Annotated in this window: 24 protein-coding genes and 1 pseudogene; 3 read left to right on the forward strand and 22 right to left on the reverse strand. The window is 44.1% G+C overall.

Going from position 1 to position 22,565, the window contains the following annotated elements; translation table 11 throughout:
- Positions 1-50: 50 nt before the first annotated feature.
- The 13 genes from KTG12_RS15830 to KTG12_RS15885 all read right to left on the reverse strand — a co-directional run bounded on the left by KTG12_RS15830 (position 51) and on the right by KTG12_RS15885 (position 12,045).
- Positions 51-1,493 carry an IS1182 family transposase gene (locus tag KTG12_RS15830; RefSeq protein ID WP_075967705.1) on the reverse strand — a complete coding sequence of 481 codons (1,443 nt, stop codon included), beginning with the start codon at positions 1,491-1,493 and terminating at the stop codon, positions 51-53.
- 256 nt (positions 1,494-1,749) lie between these two features.
- Positions 1,750-1,983: a hypothetical protein gene (locus KTG12_RS15835; protein WP_075967719.1), complete on the reverse strand. Its 234-nt coding sequence runs from the start codon at positions 1,981-1,983 to the stop codon at positions 1,750-1,752.
- Between the two features lie 130 nt (positions 1,984-2,113).
- Positions 2,114-2,368: a hypothetical protein gene (locus tag KTG12_RS15840; protein ID WP_075967720.1), complete on the reverse strand. Its 255-nt coding sequence runs from the start codon at positions 2,366-2,368 to the stop codon at positions 2,114-2,116.
- Positions 2,352-3,416, reverse strand: a complete 1,065-nt coding sequence (locus KTG12_RS15845) for a hypothetical protein (protein WP_075967721.1) — start codon at positions 3,414-3,416, stop codon at positions 2,352-2,354. Before KTG12_RS15845 ends, KTG12_RS15840 begins: the two co-directional genes overlap by 17 nt.
- Positions 3,417-3,675: 259 nt before the next feature.
- Positions 3,676-3,957, reverse strand: a complete 282-nt coding sequence (locus KTG12_RS21815; protein ID WP_253048617.1) for a DNA adenine methylase — start codon at positions 3,955-3,957, stop codon at positions 3,676-3,678.
- Positions 3,896-4,513: a Dam family site-specific DNA-(adenine-N6)-methyltransferase gene (locus KTG12_RS15850; protein WP_253048620.1), complete on the reverse strand. Its 618-nt coding sequence runs from the start codon at positions 4,511-4,513 to the stop codon at positions 3,896-3,898. Before KTG12_RS15850 ends, KTG12_RS21815 begins: the two co-directional genes overlap by 62 nt.
- A gap of 136 nt (positions 4,514-4,649) precedes the next feature.
- Positions 4,650-5,732, reverse strand: a complete 1,083-nt coding sequence (locus KTG12_RS15855; RefSeq protein ID WP_167369899.1) for a hypothetical protein — start codon at positions 5,730-5,732, stop codon at positions 4,650-4,652.
- Positions 5,733-5,743: 11 nt separating this feature from the next.
- Positions 5,744-6,934 carry a clostripain-related cysteine peptidase gene (locus KTG12_RS15860; RefSeq protein ID WP_075967723.1) on the reverse strand — a complete coding sequence of 397 codons (1,191 nt, stop codon included), beginning with the start codon at positions 6,932-6,934 and terminating at the stop codon, positions 5,744-5,746.
- Positions 6,935-6,969: 35 nt separating this feature from the next.
- Entirely contained in the window at positions 6,970-7,575 is a 606-nt protein-coding gene (locus KTG12_RS15865; protein WP_122298660.1) for a hypothetical protein, read from the reverse strand.
- A 111-nt stretch (positions 7,576-7,686) separates the two neighbouring features.
- The gene (locus tag KTG12_RS15870; protein ID WP_122298662.1) at positions 7,687-8,085 is read right to left on the reverse strand and encodes a hypothetical protein; all 399 of its coding nucleotides are present in this window, start codon (positions 8,083-8,085) and stop codon (positions 7,687-7,689) included.
- Between the two features lie 123 nt (positions 8,086-8,208).
- The gene (locus tag KTG12_RS15875; RefSeq protein WP_075967726.1) at positions 8,209-8,448 is read right to left on the reverse strand and encodes a hypothetical protein; all 240 of its coding nucleotides are present in this window, start codon (positions 8,446-8,448) and stop codon (positions 8,209-8,211) included.
- Positions 8,445-10,283: an Eco57I restriction-modification methylase domain-containing protein gene (locus tag KTG12_RS15880; protein WP_216945474.1), complete on the reverse strand. Its 1,839-nt coding sequence runs from the start codon at positions 10,281-10,283 to the stop codon at positions 8,445-8,447. The genes KTG12_RS15875 and KTG12_RS15880 overlap by 4 nt, the downstream gene beginning before the upstream one ends.
- Entirely contained in the window at positions 10,273-12,045 is a 1,773-nt protein-coding gene (locus tag KTG12_RS15885) for a hypothetical protein (RefSeq protein WP_075967728.1), read from the reverse strand. Before KTG12_RS15885 ends, KTG12_RS15880 begins: the two co-directional genes overlap by 11 nt.
- 910 nt (positions 12,046-12,955) lie before the next feature.
- Here KTG12_RS15885 and KTG12_RS15890 point away from each other — a divergent pair.
- Complete coding sequence (locus KTG12_RS15890; RefSeq protein WP_075967818.1) at positions 12,956-13,630, forward strand: porin family protein; 675 nt, start codon at positions 12,956-12,958, stop codon at positions 13,628-13,630.
- 61 nt (positions 13,631-13,691) lie between these two features.
- Here KTG12_RS15890 and KTG12_RS15895 read toward each other — a convergent pair whose 3' ends face one another.
- From KTG12_RS15895 to KTG12_RS15920, 6 genes and pseudogenes are all read right to left on the reverse strand, one after another.
- Positions 13,692-13,841 carry a zinc ribbon domain-containing protein gene (locus tag KTG12_RS15895; RefSeq protein WP_216945475.1) on the reverse strand — a complete coding sequence of 50 codons (150 nt, stop codon included), beginning with the start codon at positions 13,839-13,841 and terminating at the stop codon, positions 13,692-13,694.
- Positions 13,842-14,126: 285 nt separating this feature from the next.
- The gene (locus KTG12_RS15900; protein WP_005775887.1) at positions 14,127-15,449 is read right to left on the reverse strand and encodes a sigma-54 dependent transcriptional regulator; all 1,323 of its coding nucleotides are present in this window, start codon (positions 15,447-15,449) and stop codon (positions 14,127-14,129) included.
- Positions 15,442-16,803, reverse strand: a pseudogene (locus KTG12_RS15905) (hybrid sensor histidine kinase/response regulator); the annotation flags it as partial. The gene KTG12_RS15900 and the pseudogene KTG12_RS15905, both read right to left, overlap by 8 nt.
- Positions 16,804-17,679, reverse strand: coding sequence for a radical SAM mobile pair protein B (locus KTG12_RS15910; RefSeq protein ID WP_004329298.1), 876 nt, complete (start codon positions 17,677-17,679; stop codon positions 16,804-16,806). It lies immediately after the preceding pseudogene.
- A complete protein-coding gene (locus tag KTG12_RS15915; RefSeq protein ID WP_004329299.1) occupies positions 17,676-18,344 on the reverse strand; it encodes a radical SAM mobile pair protein A in 669 nt (222 codons plus the stop codon). The genes KTG12_RS15910 and KTG12_RS15915 overlap by 4 nt, the downstream gene beginning before the upstream one ends.
- Positions 18,341-19,117, reverse strand: coding sequence for an MBL fold metallo-hydrolase (locus KTG12_RS15920; RefSeq protein ID WP_004329300.1), 777 nt, complete (start codon positions 19,115-19,117; stop codon positions 18,341-18,343). The genes KTG12_RS15915 and KTG12_RS15920 overlap by 4 nt, the downstream gene beginning before the upstream one ends.
- Positions 19,118-19,247: 130 nt before the next feature.
- Here KTG12_RS15920 and KTG12_RS15925 point away from each other — a divergent pair, with 130 nt between their 5' ends.
- Positions 19,248-20,147 carry an AraC family transcriptional regulator gene (locus tag KTG12_RS15925; RefSeq protein ID WP_004329302.1) on the forward strand — a complete coding sequence of 300 codons (900 nt, stop codon included), beginning with the start codon at positions 19,248-19,250 and terminating at the stop codon, positions 20,145-20,147.
- A 47-nt stretch (positions 20,148-20,194) separates the two neighbouring features.
- Here the strand turns inward: KTG12_RS15925 and KTG12_RS15930 are convergent, their stop codons facing one another.
- Positions 20,195-20,344: a hypothetical protein gene (locus KTG12_RS15930; RefSeq protein WP_004329303.1), complete on the reverse strand. Its 150-nt coding sequence runs from the start codon at positions 20,342-20,344 to the stop codon at positions 20,195-20,197.
- A 62-nt stretch (positions 20,345-20,406) separates the two neighbouring features.
- On the opposite strand from KTG12_RS15930, the gene KTG12_RS15935 reads away from it, so the two are divergent.
- The gene (locus tag KTG12_RS15935) at positions 20,407-21,066 is read left to right on the forward strand and encodes an AraC family transcriptional regulator (RefSeq protein ID WP_216945477.1); all 660 of its coding nucleotides are present in this window, start codon (positions 20,407-20,409) and stop codon (positions 21,064-21,066) included.
- Between the two features lie 21 nt (positions 21,067-21,087).
- On the opposite strand, the gene KTG12_RS15940 is transcribed toward KTG12_RS15935, so the two are convergent.
- Together KTG12_RS15940 and KTG12_RS15945 are read right to left on the reverse strand one after the other, a co-directional pair.
- Positions 21,088-22,035: a relaxase/mobilization nuclease domain-containing protein gene (locus KTG12_RS15940; RefSeq protein ID WP_004329305.1), complete on the reverse strand. Its 948-nt coding sequence runs from the start codon at positions 22,033-22,035 to the stop codon at positions 21,088-21,090.
- A complete protein-coding gene (locus tag KTG12_RS15945) occupies positions 22,032-22,397 on the reverse strand; it encodes a MobC family plasmid mobilization relaxosome protein (protein ID WP_004329306.1) in 366 nt (121 codons plus the stop codon). The genes KTG12_RS15940 and KTG12_RS15945 overlap by 4 nt, the downstream gene beginning before the upstream one ends.
- Between the last annotated feature and the right edge of the window lie 168 nt (positions 22,398-22,565).

Consider the following 22,565-nt stretch of genomic DNA (forward strand, 5'->3'; position numbering starts at 1 on the left):
GACTCTAAACAACTGTGACAGTCTTATTTTGGGATAATAAAGGGCTGTCCTCAACTCAATCGGAGGATTCTTTTTATATTTGCGGCAAAAATCACCATTGCCCCTTGCATACGCATACAATCAAGTCCATACGGGTCTGCGCGGTCGTATCCAAATACATTCTTCAATTCTGCGTTTTTTGCCTCTATCTTGTATCTGACTTTTGCCTTTGCTTTAAACTCCTCCGTCTTTTCAAAGTCAGCTTGCCGCTGATGCTCCTCTGATTTAATCTGCACGGCATAAGACTTGCTTTTGGCACCTTCTTTATAACACCCGTTTCGCTTGGAACAGGTTCTGCATTTCTCAATATCAAAAAAGAAAACCAGAGCCTGGTTCTTTCCCTGCCGGGCTTTTCTTATTGCCATATGCCCTACCGGACATACGAACATTCCGGCATCCTTGTTATAGTCAAACCGGCCTTCTTCCTTACGTGTGCCATTGCTGATTGTCGGATTTAACTTGGCAACCAGATCAAAACCATTTTCTTTGTCATTTGAAAGTATGATGTTGTCTTTGCCCGAATATGCAGTATCGCCGACTATGGTGTCAACGGCCATGCCGTTAGCGTGGCTTTGTTCTACAAGTTCCTGAAGCTGCGGACCGTCTCCTTTCTCCCCGGAGGTGACTGTTGCTGCCGTTATAATACGTTCATCGCTCATTGCGATATGGGTCTTGTATCTGAAGAATGAGGATTCCTTGCTTTTATGGCCGACTCTGGCATCCTTATCTTTGGACGTTACATAATGATCCTCAATATCCGAAAGTACTTCCTTAAGCATGTTGAGACGCTCTTTGATTTTAGGAACTTCTGCAAGCATCTGATTGGAAGATACGACATTCAGCAAATCTTTGGTGTAGTCTAATTCGTGTTCCAAATCATCATCGGGGTTCTTTTCAGGGAGTGTATTCTTGATTGCCTCGTCCGATTCATACAGGCATTTGCGCAATTGCTTCGAGCGAAGCCGCAATATATCAACCGGGGAATAAGGATTGCTTCTCGAACCTGTATGGGTGGCGTCAACGATTATAGTACGGGATTTGATTATTCCTTTCTCAATCGCAATTTCAACAGTTTTGCCAATCAGCAGATTCAGCAGATTCTTGTCTTTTAGTCTAAGTTTACGGAACTTGCACAGTGAACTGGGATTTATCAAATCCGTGTTTTCAGGACTCATCCCAAGAAAATACTTGAATGACATATCATAACGGGATCTCTCTACAACGTCAACATCGGATATATCATAAATAGTCTTCAACAGGAGATATTTGAACATCATTACAGGACTTTCAGCCATACGGCCATTGTCATGGCTGTATTTATCCATAAGTTCTTTTTGAATGAAAGAGAAGTCCACAAGGTCATTAATCCTGCGCAGAATATTTTCGTGAGGGACTATCAAATCATATAAATCACTGTAATTGCTGAACTGTATCGTCTGTTGAGTTGGTAGCATATGTATGTGTTTTATACTGAAAAAGGTACAAAAAATCGGCATATAACCAAAATATTTGTTGGGTATATGCCGATTATATTAGTCTGTTATCCTTTGAAAGGACTTTTTCAGTGCCCTCCGTATTTTAGGGGGCTTTTTTAAGGTTGACTGCCTCTGCTTTCTGAGAACATAAATAACGAATAAAGACTCCACCATCCTTAGCAAGATAATTAAAATGGCCGATAAGGATATCTTTACCGGCCATTTTAATTATACTTTAATACTCATTATCAGGACTGTCATTTTCCTCTAATACCTTTTTGAGCCTATACAGGCTACGAATATCAGGTTCAAATGTAGGGTTACTCCAATTCCTTTTAACTGAATTTACCTGTACTTCAATAAATTTACGCAAGTCAAATATATATTCGTAATTGCTTAATCTTATTTCGTTAAATCTTAATTCATATGCCTGAAACCAGGCTTTTAGTTGTTTAATTTCTTCAGGCATATTTTAATCTCCTTCCTAGGGACAAAGATAAGGAGAAATGGTTCACATATTTCACAAAATGAACCTAACCGACTACAAATCAGGCGAAAGATTTAGAAGTATTAACTACTGTTGCATGAAACAGCTTGATTCAATCCATGAACAGTTCAGGATTCTTGCGTTTGAAGAATCTCCGTCGGTAGTACAATCGACGTACAGCAGACCGGTTGTAGGAACGGTATCTGCCCTCGTTGTAGGGATCCCTTTCGGCTTTGCTGCCTTTAACAGTTGGAAGTATCATGTCCAGGAACAGGATAATCCATGTGATAGCCAACCAGCACAACAGTAATACCCTGAACGGGAAATACAGTATTTCCAGAATGATAGTTTTAGTTTTTGGGCTCATAAGTCAATTTCTTTTGGAAAGGCAATGTCCTTCCGTATTTGGTTAATTTCTTGTTTATGTATGACAAAATACGTGCCTTTGTTTCCGCATCCGCATCCTGATACCAGCAGATAGGGTATAGGGTGAACCCGTTGCCGCTCAGAACGACCTGCACATCCGCATAAGGGGGAGCAAGGTACTTGCAAATGAGTTTGCTGTTATCCATTTTCAGGGACATTTTCACTGCATTGCATTTGAACCGCTCTATCAATTGGTCGGCTTGTTTGGTGGCCTTGTACTCTGTCAGTCCTTCAAAACAGCGGGAACATCCATTGTCGAACTGTTGGCTGACCATGTTTGTCTCACAGAACCGGTATACGCTGGAATGCGTTCGGTATTCCACCAGGTCCACAGTCCCGACACCGGCAGACTTGACCACGTTGCAAAACCGGTTGTCCGGCAGAAGCCGTGTATGGTGCTGTACGGTCGCTCCGATATAGTCCCTTATTTCCGGAACAGGCATATAGAACCAGTCAGACCGATAGATTCCCACCTTGTCCCTTTTCTGGGAGATATAGAATCCCGCATTCCCTTTCTTCTTGTGTCCTGACTCAATGTTGATCTGTACTTCAAAAGGGAAAAAACAACGCAAGTACGCAGCAACGGCCTCCATTATCGCCTTGCGTACGAACGGGTGGCTCGCAAGATATTGTAGGGAATTATGCTCGTAGCGTACGCTGTCGAAATAGACATCATTCATGAACTGTCCGGCAAGCGGTTGTATGTATTCGTTCAGTCTGCTGATAGACTGGATATACCCGTCAGATTGTCTTTCTGTCAACGGGCATTCGAAAGCGTTGGAAAGGAATAGCTCTGTGTCCGATTCAGCCACCTTTTCAATAAAACCGTTCGGGATGCAAACCACGTCCGTAAATAGGCAATGAAAAGACTCTGCAACAGCATCCTGCTTGAATATGGCATTAATGGCCTGTCCAAAAGGACTCCCTTTTGTTAGGACGATATCTGGCCGTTCGTTTAGGAATTGGCTGTTTGGTTTGAGCCTGGACATAATTTCTATAATTTTACTCTTTTTGCAAAATTATAAATTCCTGATAAATATTCCAATCATTTCTTGGTATTTACGCAAAAGTATATCCTTTTTGCAGGCAAAAGAGACCTTGTTGCCAAAATCTCACAGCCAGACTACATGTGCGGTGTGTTTGGAGAAATATAACCAGCTGTGGGGATTTTGCCCAAACTCCTTATTCGCACAGAATGAATCAGATGCCTTTCATTGAAAGGACAGGCTATTCCTATACAAGCCTGCCTCAGACAGTGTAGTTGCATATCAGCAGTTCGTCTATACCGCTACGACCGGAGCCTTTACTGTTGATGGATCGTGTCGCTTTGACCACATGGACGGTGAAATCCTGATAAATTTCCTTGATAAACTGTGCCGAAGAGTTGGACATCAGAAAACGGATACCTCTTTTATCCAAAGACCTGCAAGCGTCCCTAAGACGAAGCTGGTCTTCCTCGTTCCATCCTTTAGGGGTATAGGAGGTGAACGATGAACTTGCCGTGATGGGATGGAGGATCCAGATAGACAAACGCATCTGAAGGCAGCTGCTTCAGGACGATGGAATAATCTCCGCAGACAATCTTCACGTTTGCAGTGTTGAGATATTCGCTGACAGCCATTATCACCGGCTTGTTGGCGATAACCGGATGTTTGTACTGTCCGAACGGTGTGTTGAAATATCCCTGACTGTTTACTCTGTACAAACCGTTGAAACAGGTTCGGTTCAGGTAGATGATGCGTGCCGCCCGTTGGATGTCGGTAAGCGCATGAAGTCCCGGTTGCTGGTCCAGTGAGCGAATTGAGTAAAAGAACTCCGGGGTGTTTTCGTATGTCTCTAACTCCTTAACCAGCTTTTCCGGACTCTGTTTCACCATCTGGAAACAGTTGATCAACTCACAGTTGCAGTCATTGATAATGGCCCTTTTCGGTTGCAGATCCAACAATACCGCACCGCCGCCGATAAATGGCTCACAGTACAAGCAGTCCTTTATGTCTTCCGGCAATCTCTTGCGGATTTCAGGAAGAAGCCGGCGTTTCCCGCCAGCCCATTTTAAAAATGGTTTGATATAACTTTCGTCGTTCATAGGATATGGTTTTGGTTTCATATATTTATTCCATTAACGCACGTCATTTACCTGTCCGGTTAAATGTTCTGGAGTGGTCGTACCCTCCAGCCAAGGCGTGTGCGCCCACCCGTATTCATTTGCTACACTGTATCTGTCAGACTTCCGTGACCTTCAATCCGTTTATGGAAGCCTTGTATTTTATCAGCCGGGTCAGTTCTCCGGGAGACCAATACCGGTACTGAGCCGTTATCTCTTCACTGTCTGTATCATCTTTGGACGCTTCACCCTTTGTCTTGGTCAGTACGATAGTGCCGTATCCCTTACGAATGCAGTTACCCACCAGTGCTGCGCTGTACTTGTGCAGCTTGTCCTGCACATAATTGCTTTCTTTCTCGTTGAACCGGTCGATAGCCTGTAGCTTTTGTCCCCGTCCGTGGCCGCCCCGTGAGAATCGGGAGTCCATCTGGAGCCTTCGCAGCTTCTCGCTCAGCTGCTGTCTCCGGTACTCAAACTCTTCCGCATTGCCAATTCCTATATTCTCATTGCCAAAGGTGGCCATGATAGGGATGTCCGGATTCAGTTCTGCATAACATATCAAGTCGGGATCAACTGTCGGTCTTGCCTCCTGAACAGGGATAGGCAGCAGCAGGAACCATTTCCGGTTATGCTTATTGAAGTACAACGAGGCGTTGCAGTGGGATATATTACCTTCGATAATCTTGTCCAGTCTGTAACTGTAACCGGCCTTGTCTTTGCCTAAGATGCAGATGAACCTATGCTTGAAAAGTCGGAACTTATAGATTCTCCGGCTTCCTTTCTCCGCATAGAATGAGATGCTTTGCTTGGAGAACGGGATGGGAGTGTTGTTCTTGTAGTAGGGGATACGCATCTGGCCCTTGAATATCTCCTTTTTGTTCTTGTTGAAGAACGTTACCGTCCGGGTGTTGATGTTTGCGATGATGTCCGACGGGAGATCGTGCTTGGCCATAATCCTGTATGTCGCATTCTGGCGTGATGTGTTGAATATGGAGTTCTCCCCTTGGTTGCCGAGCTTGACTTTTGTCCCTTCGGTCAGGTAGAACATATTAGCGATGTTCTCCTGTGTCAGCAGGTGCATCATGATCAGGTTGCTCATAGACATGCATGCTTGTCTCCATCCGTCAAGAACTTGATAGACGGAATCCCTGGTCTCTTTGTCTCCTTCGGGCGCAATTTGTATCGTTAGTGTGATATCCATGTTCCAGAATCTTAGTGAGACCATTTATACCAAGCCAAGTTCTGATAGTATTCGTCCAGCCCGGAAACAATGCTGGGTCCTGGAACATAGACAGACAGGCCGCATGCCCCTCTCAAATTGATGCTCATAAATCTGTCTGTATGTCTGGTGTAGACCTTGCAAGCGTTGTAAGCCTTCAGAAAGTTGTCATGCAGGTTTTCGGCTTTCTGTTCGTCATCAGCCGCAATCTTGTCGTGACACATCCGGGCGAACTGTTTGAGGTCGAAAAACAGGTGAACATTTTCGCGGTCATATGTCATTGCTGTGATGGAAGGCAAATGGGCGTCGCTATAGGATGCAGCCTTCAGCCGTCCGAATTCCTCTGCCAGCTTGTTTATGCCTGAGAGTTCAACTGCCGTCAATATGCCCGATTTGTATTGTTCGGAGAGTGAGTTATAGTATGCGTAATACAGGTCCACAATCTTGTGCATATCCGGATTGGGAGTACAGAGTGCCGGAATGATTGTGTGATAAGGGAAACTGGTGGTCAGTATCTCTGCAGGAGAAGCCACCAGAACATCCGCAATCCCGGCGAACTCTGCCGCCACTTCGACGCTGCCCATCAGACATGCGTCAAACATCAGGTTGTTTATGGACAGACCTTTCAAGGCCGCCGCCATCTCGGGGATGTTGATTTCGTCGGCATTGTCTTTGCCGAAGGAGCGACTGCCTTTGTTGTCCGGTGCCGGGAACCAGTTCGTTCCATGCGACCAGAATATGACGGAGTTTACAGAGTTCGTGCGTCTGCCGCTGTTGAATGCCTGTGTGCATACATGCCTGATAACGGAAGGGGAAACAGAGTTCTGTTCCTGATAGTTGCTGATTTGGGTAATCCCATATTCCGGGTCAAGCCAGTATAAGGCCGGCAGTTCGTCGTGATTGTCCAAGTAAACGAATATGTTCCCGTCCTTTTTATTTGGGGCATTGTAATAAGCCTTCTGTATCCGTTCGAAGCTGTCCTTGCCGTAGTCGGACAGGTTGTTGTCCGCTACAATATAAATCAAGGTGGAGTGATCGGCAAGTGCTCTGTTGTTAATTGCCCGGTCATCTTCATCAGAATCTCTGCAGCTGTTCAAGCAGAGAGTAAACATGATGGCAAAAGCTATTCTTGAGAGAATCCCCCATGCCCTTTTGCCTTTTCTGATAATGTTTTTGGTAGTCATAAACGTTTCGGTTTTGATTAAGTATATAGTTTTCGTTATGGTAGATCCGGTATTTCAGGGTCCCTAAGAAGTTCGCGCAATTCTTTCGATTCACGGTTTTCGCGCCTCAGACTGTCTATTGTCCTTTCCTTCTCCAGTCCTTTTTGTGCGATTCGGTCGAGATATTCGGTGACATCCTCGATTAGTCTCTGTTCATCGGCGTTCAATATGGAATCCTGTACCTCGTTGAACAGGGAGTCATTTTCCCATACAAGCGTATCCTGCTGTGCAATCTGGTCCTGTTGCCTGGAATAGTCCAACAGTACAGTGTCCCCATTGTTGTTCAGGTAGTATTGGTAGGAGCATATTGAGTCGTTGGCATATCTGACTTCTATCTGGTCAGGAATGGTGTCACCGTGAATGTCTATCCGGCAGACAAAGTACATGGTGTCAAGTGTTATCGTGTCAATGTACCGGATGAAGAACTTACTGTTTCCACCAGTATCCATGTTCTCAGAATCCTTTGGGAATTTAAGAGTGTGGGCCTGTTTATCTGTCCCTCCTTCTTTGGTTTGGACGGACCGGTAAATAACGCAGGCGAAAGCGACCACTGTCAGCACAAGTGACACTACCCAAAGTGATATCTGATGATTTTTTCTCATGAATGTTTTGGTTATAATATTTGCAAAAATAGGAATAATCTCTGTGAATACCAAATATTTGTATTTTTTGTAATTGTTGCAATTCTATGTTTTTTAGTAGGTAAATTTAGATTATGTGCATATATATTGGATTAAAATGAATGCGAATTGTGGAATAACATCAATTTTTTGTTTCCATTCACGTTTGGTATCATCCATGGTGTTCTCTCTTTCCTCCGTCAGAGGCAGGCGGGACACATTATTATATTCATCGGCGGCATACGAAGTACGGTCGGGTACTTGTGTCTCGCCGATGTGTGTGTTGACTGATTGCGAAGTTTTCGCGGTAAAAAGATAGATGATGAAGCGTATGAATAGAATACAGAATACCCTGCTGGCTTTTGCCTGTTGTGCCTGAGCCGTGTTGCAGCTGTGCGGCTGCACCAAGGACGTCGGAGCCGTATTCAGGCTGATGGGCGAGGAGTGTGCCATGGCTCCGGCATCGCGTGCGGCCTGTTTCGAGGCCGGCACCTGCTATGCGCTGTGGGCCATCTCCGATGACAAATGGGCCGATCCGGTGCTGAACTATGTCCTTACCCAGAGTGATCAATATCCGTTTGGTGAAGAACGGAGACTGTTCTATGTGTCAGTGAACTACCGCAAAACTAACGATTTAGCGGCTTCGGAGATACCAATACCTCCTCTCTTTTCCTGCTTCTTCCTGCCATTGCTTTTTAGGACACGAGGTCGATCATCCACCCATTTAGTATCAGGAGGGAACATTGTTCTCAGATATGATGCAAAGTTTTCTCTTACCCTTGCTTCAATAGCCCCACTATCAATGAGTGATTTTGCTTGGGCTATAAATTCTTTAGTTTGAGAGATGTAACTCATTGTCTTGCTTCTTTATAATGTTGAAGTTTTTGCTTTAATTCGGCTAAAAGCTGTCTTGCCCGTTCTTTGTCATCTATAAATGACATGAGCAAGCATAAGTTAATTTTATTAATTATTTCCGAACTCTCAGAAATCTTTGAACGACACAATTCTTCTCCATATCTATTTAGTTTTGTTAATGTCGGTTCTGCAAAATTCGGTATTTTTACCTTTCTCAATTGGACAGCTTCCAATTTTAAGGCACCTCCACCCATGACTGTTCCTAATTGCTCATATTGAATCTGACACCAAGTCGAATTCAAAATAGCGATAAGAACATTGTTTGTCCAAGATTCGATATTTGAATTATCAATTGTTGAGAAATTTGCATCTATTGCAGCATTATTTACCTCACTTTTGTAAGCACATACTGAATAACTATTAACGCGAGGAATAAATACCTTTGCCACATGCCGACTTCTCAGTTTAGGAATCATGTACCAGAATCTGTGCAAGCCTTTTGAGGGTTTGCTAACATTCGTTTTTACAGAAGATAGTTGCGGAACTAAAGTTCCTTTTATCTTTAGATAATTAGCTTCTGATATATAATCTTGTATATCCTGAGGAAGAAGATCATAGCCATTTCTATGTTCCTCTATTGTGTTATCAAAATCTTGTTGTGTCAAACAATTTTGAATATACAATAATACAGTCGGAGGTGTTCCTTTAACTGTATAACTATTCGTCAAATCTGATTGCCCTTGGATAACTGGTAAAAACATACCATCCATGTGACGAATAAATGCAGCTGAAATATCCGATTGGTAAACATCTCCACTTACGTGCTTCAAATAGAAAAAACCATTTGCACCTGTTCTTAAGCCTTGTGAAATCTTTAATCCAACATCTTCCAGTGTAGTCATAGATTCGTATTCTTCGTTTTCAGAAGAAACAGATTTCAGACACTCTTTGAATTTTTCTGTCTGCACACCAAAAATGGTGTTTGTAGAAAGTTGTTTGATTTCGCATACATTTGGTATTGAGTCACCTTTTGATATGAAGTTGGCGAAATTTGCATTGCTTGTGACATTACCAAATAATGATTCCTCATTCATTGCGCTTTCATATAAATCCACAATAATAGTATTTGTTTCGCTTGCAAATCGACGTGAGGCAATTATGATGGAAGTTCTCACCAAAGCATTCCCTTTGAACCATACTCCACTTACATCATTTAGGATATATTTGACTTCAAACAGTTCATCAATCAACCTTAATACTGGTTGCGAATATTCGCGTGAAAGCCATGAATTAGGCAGTACAATTGCAAACTGTCCTGTCTTATTAACTAGCATCATACATAGAAGCCATGATGGAATCGATAAATCTGCCAATCCAGATATTTCATCTATAGCTCTATGTACTCTTTCTTTTTCATTCGCAGTTAATGTGTTAAACTCATCTGCGAAGAAATGTAAGTTGCATGTTATGTCAGCAAGAGAAAATTTGGTCTCTTCCGCTTTGCCAATAAGTTCTTTACGGACATACGGAGGATTGGCTACAACTAAATCATAGCCTTCGTAATTTAAACATGAAAGGGTCTGCGCAGCAAAAGCATTGGCACATATACAGTTAATAGACGGAATTCTTTCGGAAATTGTGTCAAACAATTGTGTATCAATCTCAATTCCAGTAACACTATGGACGTTACAATATGGTTGTAGTAAATCGCCAATGCCACACATTGGGTCTATTACACTGTTAACACTTTGTGAAGGAACCAGTGTTTCAATCATATCGGCAATCTTACTTCCTGAGAAAAATTGACCAGGTAGTTTTTTCTTATCAACTTGCATATTCAAAGAAATATTTAGCATCAAGTGTAATAACAAAATTATGCTCTATACACATCATTATATACTTAGAGAATGTTTTGACAGCCACATCTTTGTTATATGGCATTGGAGCTTGTTCTACTAAATACTTAGCTAATTCCTTATCATCTTGAAATGACTCATTATATTGAACATTTTCGTTCTCTTTTTTGAGAAGAATCAAAGGGTCACCTTTAACCGTAACACTTGAATTCGTCTGCTTAAACGAAGGTTGCACTTTGTCTAAAATGCTAGCCTTGATAGAAGACAGCCCAGCCTCCTTATAGGCATCGACAAGTGCCCTCCAAATTACAGATTTTGCGGAATGAAAGACCAGCGTACAAGAAGCTGCCGGTTTCATGATTCTGCTAATCTGTCCAAACACAGCGGTCATTAAATTTGAATATTCTTCAATTGCTTTACCTTGAGCTGGATTGATTATTGCTTCCTCTGCATCGTCAGTAACAATGCCCATCCATGCTTCATTCAATTGGTTGATTTCAGAATATGGAATAAAGTCTCCAAAGGGAGGATCTGTAAATACGTAATCAACTGAGTTATCCTCCAAAAGAACATTTGTGCTACTACCATTGACAAATTGCACTTCACCTTTTGAAGATTCGATTTTTTCAAAGGCTTCAACAAAAGTCTTTAGTTTCCTTTGTAATCCAAACAAAATATTCTTCTCGACAGGAAGTCCACTGATATATAAAACCCCAGGTTGTGCACCAGTGATAACAAAGTCTGGATTGTTTTTCTTTGCCACAACTCGTGTCATTAATGTAGAATGAGCAGAATTATAGCTAAGAAGAAAAATCTTGAGTGCATCACGGATATCTTCTGGATATTGGGATATTTGACTCCATAGTGTGTTAAAAACAAACCAATTCCTAGATGTGTAAAAGTGATGCAGATGAGTTATGCCATAATGATAACCCTGTCGATACAGTTCACCCCATTTAATTGGGTAAATAGGCGAAGAAGTTATATCGCGGTTTGCCATTGTAGAGTTATAGCTCGTTTGGTCATTCTCTGTTGCATAACGAGACCATCTCTTTTTCCCTGTTATTCCATAAAGCTTATACAATCTGCGTTTTTTTACTGAAATCTCTCTATGCAGTAATGGATCATTAACAGTTTCTTTTACTCGCTCTGCATCTGCAAGATGAACACTTTCCCCACAATGAGGACATAGTGAATCTTCTTTGAATGTCAAAGGGTTATCTTGGACAGCTAATTGTGCATAAGGAATTTCCATACCACAATGTGGACAAACAACAATATCGCTCCATATTGCATGACGCAACAATCCGATGTTTCCTTCTGGATCTACAATTGAATAGACTTCATTGCATATGTCAGATGTTACTTTCAAAAGAGTTTCAGTATACTTTTTGAAAATAACAGATTTAGTCGAGCACATGGCTCTACCAAGCAAACATCCCACTGGACTAAGCTCATATACAACAGCCTTTCTTGGTCCCCAAATAGGTTCCAGTCCAAGTTCTTTTACTTTCTTAAGCATTGATTCTGTTGGACTATCGGTCAACATTGTTGCAATTCCTGTTGTTCCGCTTCCTCCGAATGGATCAAATATTGTATCACCAATATTTGAATGGCATGCAATAAAAATCGCTTCTGCCTCAGGAGAGATTTTTGTAGGATACGAAAAGGCATTAAACAATGCACCTGTTCTCGTTGAAGGGAACGGTGAACTATATAATATATCAATCGATTTGCTCATAACTATTGTAACTTAAGTGAATCTCTTTCGCTTCTATCAATTACAAGCTCCTTTATATCCACATGCAATCATTATGATAAAGAATAGGTGTCCCAACGAGAGTGGCTAAAAATAGTAGAGAGATGATCTTGTACAGCCCTATTTTCTATGCTGTCTTCACTGTTTGTATATAAATACGCCGTGAATCTTATAACGGCTCTTTCCAAACATGGTTAATCTTTACTATATGCCTGAATGTCAGGTTCAACATCAACTTTACAATTTGATATTCTATTGCAAGAACATATAATTTGCGAGAGGATGATGGTAACTATTAGGCGCAAATAATTTATGGTTATTCTTTTGGTGATTGTTCTGTAGAATCATTGTAATTCTTATTATTCTAAGAAAGGTTCTTTTTGTTGTTAGTTGAACACAATGGACTATGCTGAAAAACAGGACTGTTATTGCAATTATTTCAAGAATAAACAACATTCCTTGTATAATTTCATTCATTGGAAGTTCAGTAAATATATTCATAGTTATTCTTTTGGATATTTTTGAATAATAAAAATACTAAATCATTCACAATTAACCAAATATATCGTCCATAATAATTTCTGTTCCTCTAATTATTACCGAATTTAGTGGTTGTATTCACCAAATTCCACCGAAATTGGCGGTCGTCCACCAGAATCATGTTTCAAGCCGCGATATACCTTCATTATTCGGGGCAGAAACCTGTATGCCTCAATTTGGATTTGTGAATGTACGGGACCCCAATTTTATCAATGCACAAGCTACGATCGGCTGATCGCCCGTTTGGTTCGTTTTGTGGTATTTTGGGGCTAAAATCAGTATTCGTCCAGGGAGGACGTTTTTCATTTGTAAAGAATTATATATTTGCATAAAAAATTCGATGAAAATGAGAATGATAACAAGCATTTTAGTAGCACTGACCTTCATGTGGGTGGGTGTGAATGATACCTTGGCCCAAGGCCTTCATTTTGGAGTGAAGGGTGGTGTTTTAGGCAATAAGGCATCAGTTAGTGGGGTGCGTGACAACATTAGGGAAGAAAGCCTGACGGGATTCCAGGTGGGCCCCATGTTGCAGTACCAGACCGGTTTTTATGGTTTTGCCTTTGACTTTTCACTCTTGTATGCCCAGAGAGGTGTTAAGTTGACAAATACCAGCAACAGCCGGAGTACGGATATACGAACACAGAGTATAGACATACCGATTGAGGTGAAGTGGGAGATGTGTATATCTCCGATGTTTGATCTGTTTCTAGGGCTGGGCCCGTCTTTCTCGTTTTTAATAGACAAAGACAACTGGGGACGCGAACTTGCTCATATAGCAGTAGATGTACTGGACAAAGACTTGCCGTCTATGGGATGGAGATCCACTGAAGTCGGGTTGAATTTGGGCGGTGGTGTCAAACTGTTGAACCATCTTATTCTTAGCTGCTATTACAATATCGGTCTTACTGAATCATCACGTTACAGATTCGGGAACAAGCATGATGCTATTGACCAGATATTTGACGGGAATGTCTTCAAGTCCCGCAACAAGTATTGGCAATTGTCTTTAGCCTATGTATTTTGAACCCAGTTCATGTTCTGAACATTTGACATACTCCCGCTCCTAAAGAAGCGGGATTCGGTCGTCACCGACAACTGCTTGCCGTGGCAAGACTCACATTGTCTCTTACCGGAGTAGATGTCCCTACTCGCAAAATATTCTTCGCCGCATTTACATCACGGTCGTGGAGTGTACCACACTCAGGACACGTCCACTTCCGTATGTCCAGCGGCATTTCATGCGTAAAATTCCAATTTTTTCATAATTCTGGAAGATTTTTATAACCACTTTATTAGCAAGCAGTTCTGAGGATAAGGTAAAAATGAGGTAATGATTTGGCAACCCTGTCTATTTCTACGTTCTGCTGTGAGTTGCTGTCAATGTCTCTCGTCTTGGTACAAAAGTAGCAATAAAAATCGGATACACATCAAAATGTCCCATGATTTTTATCACAGGACGTTTTTTATCTTCGCTGAATAATCCGGTTTAACCGTTACTTCTATTTTCGGCAAGTTGCGGGCTATGATTGCTGAAATTTATACTTTAATCCATACTCTTCCAACTTGCTATACAGCGTTGTACGTCCGATTCCGAGCAATTCGGCGGCAACCTTGCGGTTTCCGTTTGCCTGCTTCAACGCGCGTAAGATGCGTTCCTTGTCCTCCGCATCGTTTCGCAAGGCGAAGCTGACAGGTGAGGTCGGTTTCGTTACGGCAAGTTCCAGATGCTCTTTCATGACAACTCCCGTCTGTGCCTGCAACACCGCGCCCATTATCTTCTGCCGAAGCTCACGGACATTACCCGGCCACGGATGGGTCAGCAATGTCTTACGGGCTTCCGCATCGAACCCAGTCACGCTACATTCCAATTCATTGTTGGCAATCTCACGGAAGAACTCCGCCAACGGCATGATGTCCTCCTGACAGTCACGCAAGGGCGGAACAGTTATCTCGAAGTCGTGCAAACGGTACAGCAAATCCTGTCGGAAACGTTTTTCAATGACCGCTTTCTCCAGATCCTCGTTGGTGGCGGCGATGATGCGGACATTGAAGCTCTTGTCCGTCTTGTCACCTATAGGGCGGTATCTCCGTTCCTGTATGGCACGGAGTAACATCTGCTGGGTTTCCAATGCGAGATTGCCTACCTCATCCAAGAACAATGTGCCACCCTCTGCCTCATTGAAGTATCCTTTCTTTGTGCTGTCCGCACCCGTAAACGCGCCTTTGACATGTCCGAAGAATGCCGAGGGCGCAAGGTCTTTGGAGAGTGAACCGCAGTCCACAGGCACAAACGGTTTCCCTGCCCTTTTGCTCTTATCATGCAGATGGTGGGCGATATGCTCCTTGCCCGTGCCGTTCTCTCCGAATATCAGCACGCTCATATCAGTAGGGGCAACTAATCTTATCTGTTGCATGATTTTCTGAAAGGCGGAACTGTCACGGGCAAAAACGGGCATACGATTTCGTCCGATACTCCGTTCTTTCAGGATGGTATGAAGCAGAGGCATAAGTTTATCCTCCACAAGCTGCTTGGGGATATAGTCCAGCGAGCCGAGTTTCATACTTTCGACTGCCGTATGCACTTCGGCATAGTTGGTCATGATGATTAACGGTTGTGTCATGCCTTCCTTGCGCATCCATCGTAATAGGTCGATGCCGTCACCGTCGGGTAGTCGTAGGTCAGAAACCACGATGTCCCCGTCTGAGGCTTGTTGCAGAAGTTTCTTCGCGGTCGAGAGGTGGTAAGCCTGCACGGTACGGAATCCTTCCCGTGCCAGCAGGTTGCAGACAAACTCGCAATACACGATATTGTCCTCCACCACGATGATTCTTGTTTTATCCATTTTCGTATTTTTCCTTTCTTCTTTTGCCTGCCGGATAATTTCAGCACCTTTATCCAGCACAGCCGGTCACCGCTTTGCATATCGCTTCGTCATCTGGAGTGGCACTTCCATGAAGTTGGGCGTAAAGTTCCCTCAATGGCTGGTCGGCACGGAGAATCTGCCATGAACTTCGCAGATGGTGTGTAAGTGTGTCCAGTTCTTGGAGGTCTTTACGCTGTTCTGCATCCTTGACCGCCTGCATTTCCTTTTCGGTTTCCGCTATCAGTTTGTCCAGCATGACGGATTCATTGCCATAAGATAGCAGAGTGGAAAAATCCGGCTTTTCATCCAATATGCTGCTTAATGCGCATTTATCCGTAATCTCCATCAGTTCGGATATGGAGAACGGCTTGAACAGGCATCCGGCAAATCCACGCCCTATAAGTTCCTCCTTGCTGCAACTGCCCGAAGCGGTTGTCACGACTATGGGAATACTCTTCGAGTTGCCTACATTGGATGAGCGCAACAGTTCCAGCAGTTCAAAACCGCTTATCTCAGGCATATTCAGATCCGTCAGAAGCAGGCTGTATTCCTTTTTTCGTATCAGCTCCATCAGTACCGAAACATTGGTACAGGTATCGCAGTGCATCCCTTCATGGGCATACATTTCTTTCAACATAAGGAGAAGTACCTCGTCATTGTCGATGGCAATCACATCATGGCAGATATGATTATGGCGCATTTGCGCTTGAATTGTCTGTTCCGGCAGTTCCTCGGCTGTCTGCATGGGAATTTCCACCGTGAAGCGGCTCCCTTTGCCTTTCTCGCTTTCCAAGTGTATAGTTCCACCGAGCATCGCCACAATACGCTGCACGATGGACAATCCTAATCCGAAGCCGTCTTTTGCGGCGGCATTTGAAAGACGTTCAAATGCACCGAATACTCGTTGTTGCTCATCTTCGGTCATGCCCGTACCGGTATCTTCAACGATAAGTTTCAGCAAACCGTTATCATAATCCGCTGCCAATGATACACTACCGTTATCCGTGAACTTGATGGCGTTTGACAACAAGTTGTTGCCGATTTGCAGGATACGTTCCTTGTCGGTCAAAACCACCGCATCGGTGTGGCTCTCCACTATCAAAGTCTGCCCCTTGTTCATGGCAATGGGCATGAACTCCGTTTCAAGAATATGCGTGATTGCGGAAATCCTGCAAGGGGAAAGGTTGGGTTGCTCCTTGCCGTTGTCCAGACGGAAGAAATCCAGCAGCGTGTTGAGCATCTCCCGCATACGCTCGGAAGATTGCCGGATATTATCCACATACATGGTGCTTTTATCCGCGCTACAACTTTTCTGCATCAGTCCGGCATAGCCTCATTTTGTCAATCGTATTTTTTCGTGGTAGAAGTAGTTTACGATGACAGGTTTGCCTTTTTCCGAGCGTCCGTATGGCAGATCGTTTATACGATACGGGAAGCCCTGCTCCTTGGCGTAATTTGAAATGTCCTGCTCCAATGCCTGCCAGTATTCAAGCCTTTTTTTATTGTAAATTTCCTCGTAAAGCGGTATGAGGTCAGGATACTTCTCACGGATATACGTCATTATCCCGCCTTTGAACTGCCCGCGTAAATTCAGGTTTTCAAGCCAGATTAAATCAGCATAATCTTTTACCTCCTCTATTATTGCCTTCACGTCTGTTATTCTGGGGAATATGGGCGAGACGAAGCATACGGTGCGGATACCTGCCTCGTATGTCTGACGCATCGCTTTCAGACGGCGTTCAATGCTTACGGCGTTGTCCATATCTGCGCAGAACTGCTCGTCGAGCGTATTGACAGACCATGACACAGTCACTTTGGGAAAACTCTTCAACAGGTCGAGATCGCGAAGGACAAGATCGGACTTTGTGCATATCATAATCTCGGCATCGCTTCCTCGCAGCTCTTCGAGCAGCCTTCGGGTACGGTGGAATTCTTCTTCATACGGATTGTAACCGTCCGTCACAGACCCTATTACAACACGTTCACCGTCGTATTTATGAGGATTCGTTATCGGCTTCCAGTTTTTTACATCTAAAAACGTACCCCACGGCTCGGTGTGCCCGGTGAACCGTTTCATGAACGATGCGTAGCAATACCTGCAGGCGTGGGGACACCCTACATAAGGGTTGACCGAATATCCTCCCACCGGCAGAGAGGATTTGGTCATTACACTCTTTACATCTATTTCCTTTATTGTATCCATATTCATTGTATTCGTCTGGTAAATTGTTCCGGCAATTCCTGAATCATTCTTTCGTCGCCCATAATCGGCAGCAAATCCTCTTTCATGAACACCGGTATGCCATGAGCCTTTGCCTGTTCTGCAATGCTAAGCACCCATTCGGGGCGCGAATATGACTTTCCTTTTCGGTTTCCGGTCTCTGTGCCTATGACAATCCAGTCAATTCCCTCGAAATCAATCTCGCCGATATCATCGAAGAGAGGTTCAAACGTGACATGGTAGTGTCGTGCTTTGATATTCTTTTTCAAATCATCAATCCTCCTTTTCTCGGAACTGCGCGTGACGGTCACGCCCATCCATACGTTCTCGTCGTCAGAGGAGAAACTGATTTTGTCAGGGCGCTTCGTCAGAAAGATATAGGCGTGCTGGGGATTGCTGCTGATCCGCTCGAAAATTTCTGCGTTCCATTCAGGCTTCCAATCGGAGAAATCGCTCATTCCTGTCATGAGCCACACATGAGGACGGGACGTATCGATGATGCGCAGTTTTCGTTCCATGTATTCAGGCACGGAAAAGTCGTCGGTAATGTGGAAACGGCGGCAGTTGTTACGGGCATAGCAGTAAGGGCATCCTATAGTGCACCCTACCACTATGTTCATGTTTTTTATCAGGGATTTAATGCAGACACTCATAACACAACTGTTTCTCCGTCCTCCGGGATAATCAGCCGGCTCATGTCGGCTTCGTGATGCGTTGCCTCATTGCGCAGAATTGCACGGGTGGTCTGGCAATGGTCGATGGCATCCATGTGTACGGCTATCAGCTTGATATGCGAAGGCAATTCGTCAAGTATCTGCATCACTTCGTTCTCGTCGGGGATGATAGGACCGTCCGTTTTGGAAAATTCGGGAAAGATTGCACCTCCGGAGTTTACCACGATATAGTCAGGATTGAACCGTTCCACGGTGTCTCGGATACATGCTTCCCATCGGCAGTCACCCATTATATAAACGGTCGGGAAGCCCTCGGCTTTTAGCACATAACCTGATACAGGTCCCATCATCTGCCCGATCTGCCCGAAACCATGATGTCCGGTCGTGCGGTAAATGGATATGCCGTCTATTGTTTTTATTTCTTCGATGGGTATCACATTTGTAAATCCGTCGTTTCTGATGGCGTCCGCGTCCTGGGGCTGAACGTAGAAAGGAATTTCTTTGGGCAAATGTGTGGGGACACTCGGCTCGTAATGGTCGATGTGATTGTGGGTCAGGAGCACCATGTCCACGCCTCCGATAATATCCTGAATAGGAATGGTGAGGTGTACCCTCGGTGTTTTATTCACACCGAGGGCCGATATCAAAGTGCCTTTGTCGGCTAAAACGGGGTCAATTAGCATGGTGTGTCCCGCATACCTGATTTTCAAGGTGGCATTGCGCACCAATTGTACTGTGGATGTCTTTTTCATGACTATATGTCTTGTTATTGATTACGGGTGCAAAGTTCGGAAGAATCCGGCGAAACATCTATGCCTGAAAAAACGGTAATTATGCCATTTTGATAAATGAAATTATTATCTTTGCAAAAACGACAAGGATATGGACGAGATAATCAACCCTGATCGACTGGTCAGCGTACCGTTCAACAAGACACGCTGCGGCGTGGATTTTTACATCAATACTGCCATAAACAAGGACATCGGACTTGTGCTGACAGAAAACAAGCGGTTTAAGACAGACTTCTTCAGCTTCTACTTTTTCCGTAAGGCAAACGGATATTTGCTACTGAACTTCCGCAAGATTGAACTGCGCGACGGCATGGTTCTCCTGCTTTCACCCCATCAGCAACAAGAGTGGCATGTAGATGAGACGGCGTTGGATTACACGTTCCTTATATTCCGCGAAGATTTCATGCGTACTTTTATCGCCGACAAGTTCTTCGTTTTTCGCCTTTTGTATTGTTACCAGACAGATACGCCGCCTTACATCAATGCCACACATGACGAAATGAAGGAATATATGCGGCTGCTCGGAAAGATTAAGTATGAGCTGATGAATCCAGTGTCCGATACGTACAATATCATTGTTTCCTTACTATATTATCTTTTGCTGATTATCAATCGTACATACGCTGCCGCCTATTGCTTGCCCGCTGAAATTGCTAAAAACAATTTCGCTTTTCGGTTCAAGGACTTGTTGGAACAGAATATCCGCACCCACCAGCGGGTGCAGGAATATGCAGACATGCTTCATGTCAGTCGCATCACACTCAATAACTCAGTAAAAGCCCAATTCGGAGTATCAGCTACCCATTTGATAAAACAACGTCTGCTTGAGGAACTGAAGAACGAATTGCTATTCTCCAACCGCACTGTCAGTGAAATGGCGGATGATTTCAATTTCTCTGATCCGAGCCATCTCATGCGCTTCTTCAAACAGCAAACAGGCAAAACATTTACTCAGTACATGACGGATTACAATAAAGGCATATACGAATAACTTCTTAATATAGTCGATAGCGGCTATCGAAATATGGTTGTTGATGTTCAGGCGTTTTTGTACTGCATGAACCATTTTACGATTTCTGGATCTTCGTGCGAGCCGAGTAAGAAAGGCTTGTCGGTATCCAGCGTCTTTATCCGTGCCATGTCGTCGGCCGACAGGGTGAAGTCTAATATGTCGAGATTCTGCTTCATGCGTTCCGGTTTCACAGACTTAGGAATAATTATGCACACTGATATTTATCGCGCCCGGACAGGTGTTCGGTGCGGAAGATGACGGCATGCAGTTCCAACCAGATGGCTACCAGCTTATGTTCCATCCCGACCTGCTGCGGAATACACCTCTCGGGCGGATAATGCGTGAATATTCGTTCTTTTCCTACGAGACAAACGAGGCATTGCACCTTAGTGTGGAAGAACGGCAAATCATCATGGATTGCTTCCACAAGATTCAATATGAATTGAACCATCCGATACACCGTCACAGCAAGAACCTCATCACAGACAGCATCAAGACGTTCCTTGATTACTGCACACGTTTCTATGACCGCCAGTTCATCACACGCGACAACCAAAACCGAGACATCCTCGCAAGATTTGAGCGGTTGCTTGACGAATACTTCCATGATGGGGCTGCTAAACGGATAGGCTTGCCCACTGTACAGTATTGTGCAGACAAGCTCTGCCTCTCGCCCAACTATTTCAGTGATTTATTGAAAAAAGAAACAGGTTCAACCGCCCTGCATTTCATTCATGACAAGTCTATTGAAATAGCCAAGACGGAACTTGCATCTACAGACGACACCGTTAATGAAATCGCCTATAATCTCGGTTTTCAGTACCCGCAACATTTTACCCGACTGTTCAAGAAAGAGGTAGGTTACACTCCGAATGAATATAGAGCGCAAGTGTCGTGAGAATTGGATTAGTACAGAATATTAGAACCCAACACCTCTCTTGCGCTTAACTTTCTTCCTTCTGCGAAGTATATCCACCATTTCCTGATTGGCTTCCGCATCAGCAGCGTTATAAGATGAGCCACTGCTTTTTAGCAATCCCCAAGAGCCGTTGAACAACTCGCTTTGTGCCGTGCCGGACGGTGCGCTTGGTGTAGCCGTTTCATATATTCCGGCTGTTATTCCCATACGTTCCCTGCATCTGTTGTGCTGCAAAGCCGCGTCAATCTTGGAATAACTGAAACGCCTGTCCACTTTGGAGCCGTTGAAATGGTAGCCATTCATGGAGAATACAACACCCTGCACCTCGCTGGTCTGCCCCTTATGCTTGAAATGTACTTCCACTCCCTGCCGTTTCAGGTTGGCGATAAGCACGTTCCAGTTGCCGCATCTGCCGACTTCCATTTTGATGATGTCGTAAAGCGCATATTTCGTCCTGTCTGGCTCTTTCAGGCGGTTGCGTTTGACATTGTCCTTTCCGCCAGCCATATGCAAGCCGTATTTCAAGGTCAATTCCTTGCAGATGCGGGTACTGCGCAGACGCTCGTGCCTGTCCGATATGGTATTGCCGTTGTTGTCTATGCGGTTGAAAGCAATATGCACGTGTGGATGCTCCTTGTCGAAATGCTGGGCGATGAAGAACTGCGTATTCTTGATTCCCATCCGTTCCATATATTCAAGCGCGATGCCTGCCATGATACGGTTCGTCAGCCGTAACTCATCCTCTTTGGAAAAACTCAACGCGATATGTCCGACAGGTTTTGTCACCTTATCGTTCATCCGTGACTGGGCATTGAAACTCATGGCGATAGTTTCCAGATTTTCCATAAACAAGCCTTCGCTTGCTACTATCTGCGTATCCTTCTTCTTGTCGATGATGTAATCCACCGCACCCTTGAAGTCGCTTCCTTTTACGATTTTCGCCATCATATCCCTATCTTGGTTATAAGTTCATGAATCCTTGCCACTGCCACCTTGCAGTCCCACCGTTCATCGTGGAAGCCTCCGGCGTTTGCCTTACGCGCAAGCTGGTTGAGATTGTTAGCCATGCCGCAGAGTTGGCGGATGTATCCGGCATGTTCCTCCGACAGCCGTTCTTTCACATGACCGTTACGGAAACATTCCCTCATGTACTCGCTTGGTGATACGCCCGCCTCATGCGATCGTGTCAGCAGGCGGAAGTAGTCGGCTGCCGTCATTTTCACTGCGATACGGTATTTCAGTTTCTCGGTTGCTTCCTTCTTGGGGCGACCTCCCTTGTTGCGTTCCTTGTGTTCCTTTGTCTGTTCCATATTTTATTCCTTTTAATTCGGTTACTGATTCAACTGTATAGACCGACGGGATGCCACCTCCTGCAATTTGGATGGTGGGTGGCAAGCGGTTTCGGTACACCCGAAACACAAACTTGCTACCTCCCAATCCTTAAGGAATGAGTTTCGGGCATCTCCCGTTTTTCTCAT

The sequence above is a fragment of the Parabacteroides sp. MSK.9.14 genome (genome assembly GCF_019041495.1).
GTDB lineage: Bacteria > Bacteroidota > Bacteroidia > Bacteroidales > Tannerellaceae > Parabacteroides > Parabacteroides merdae.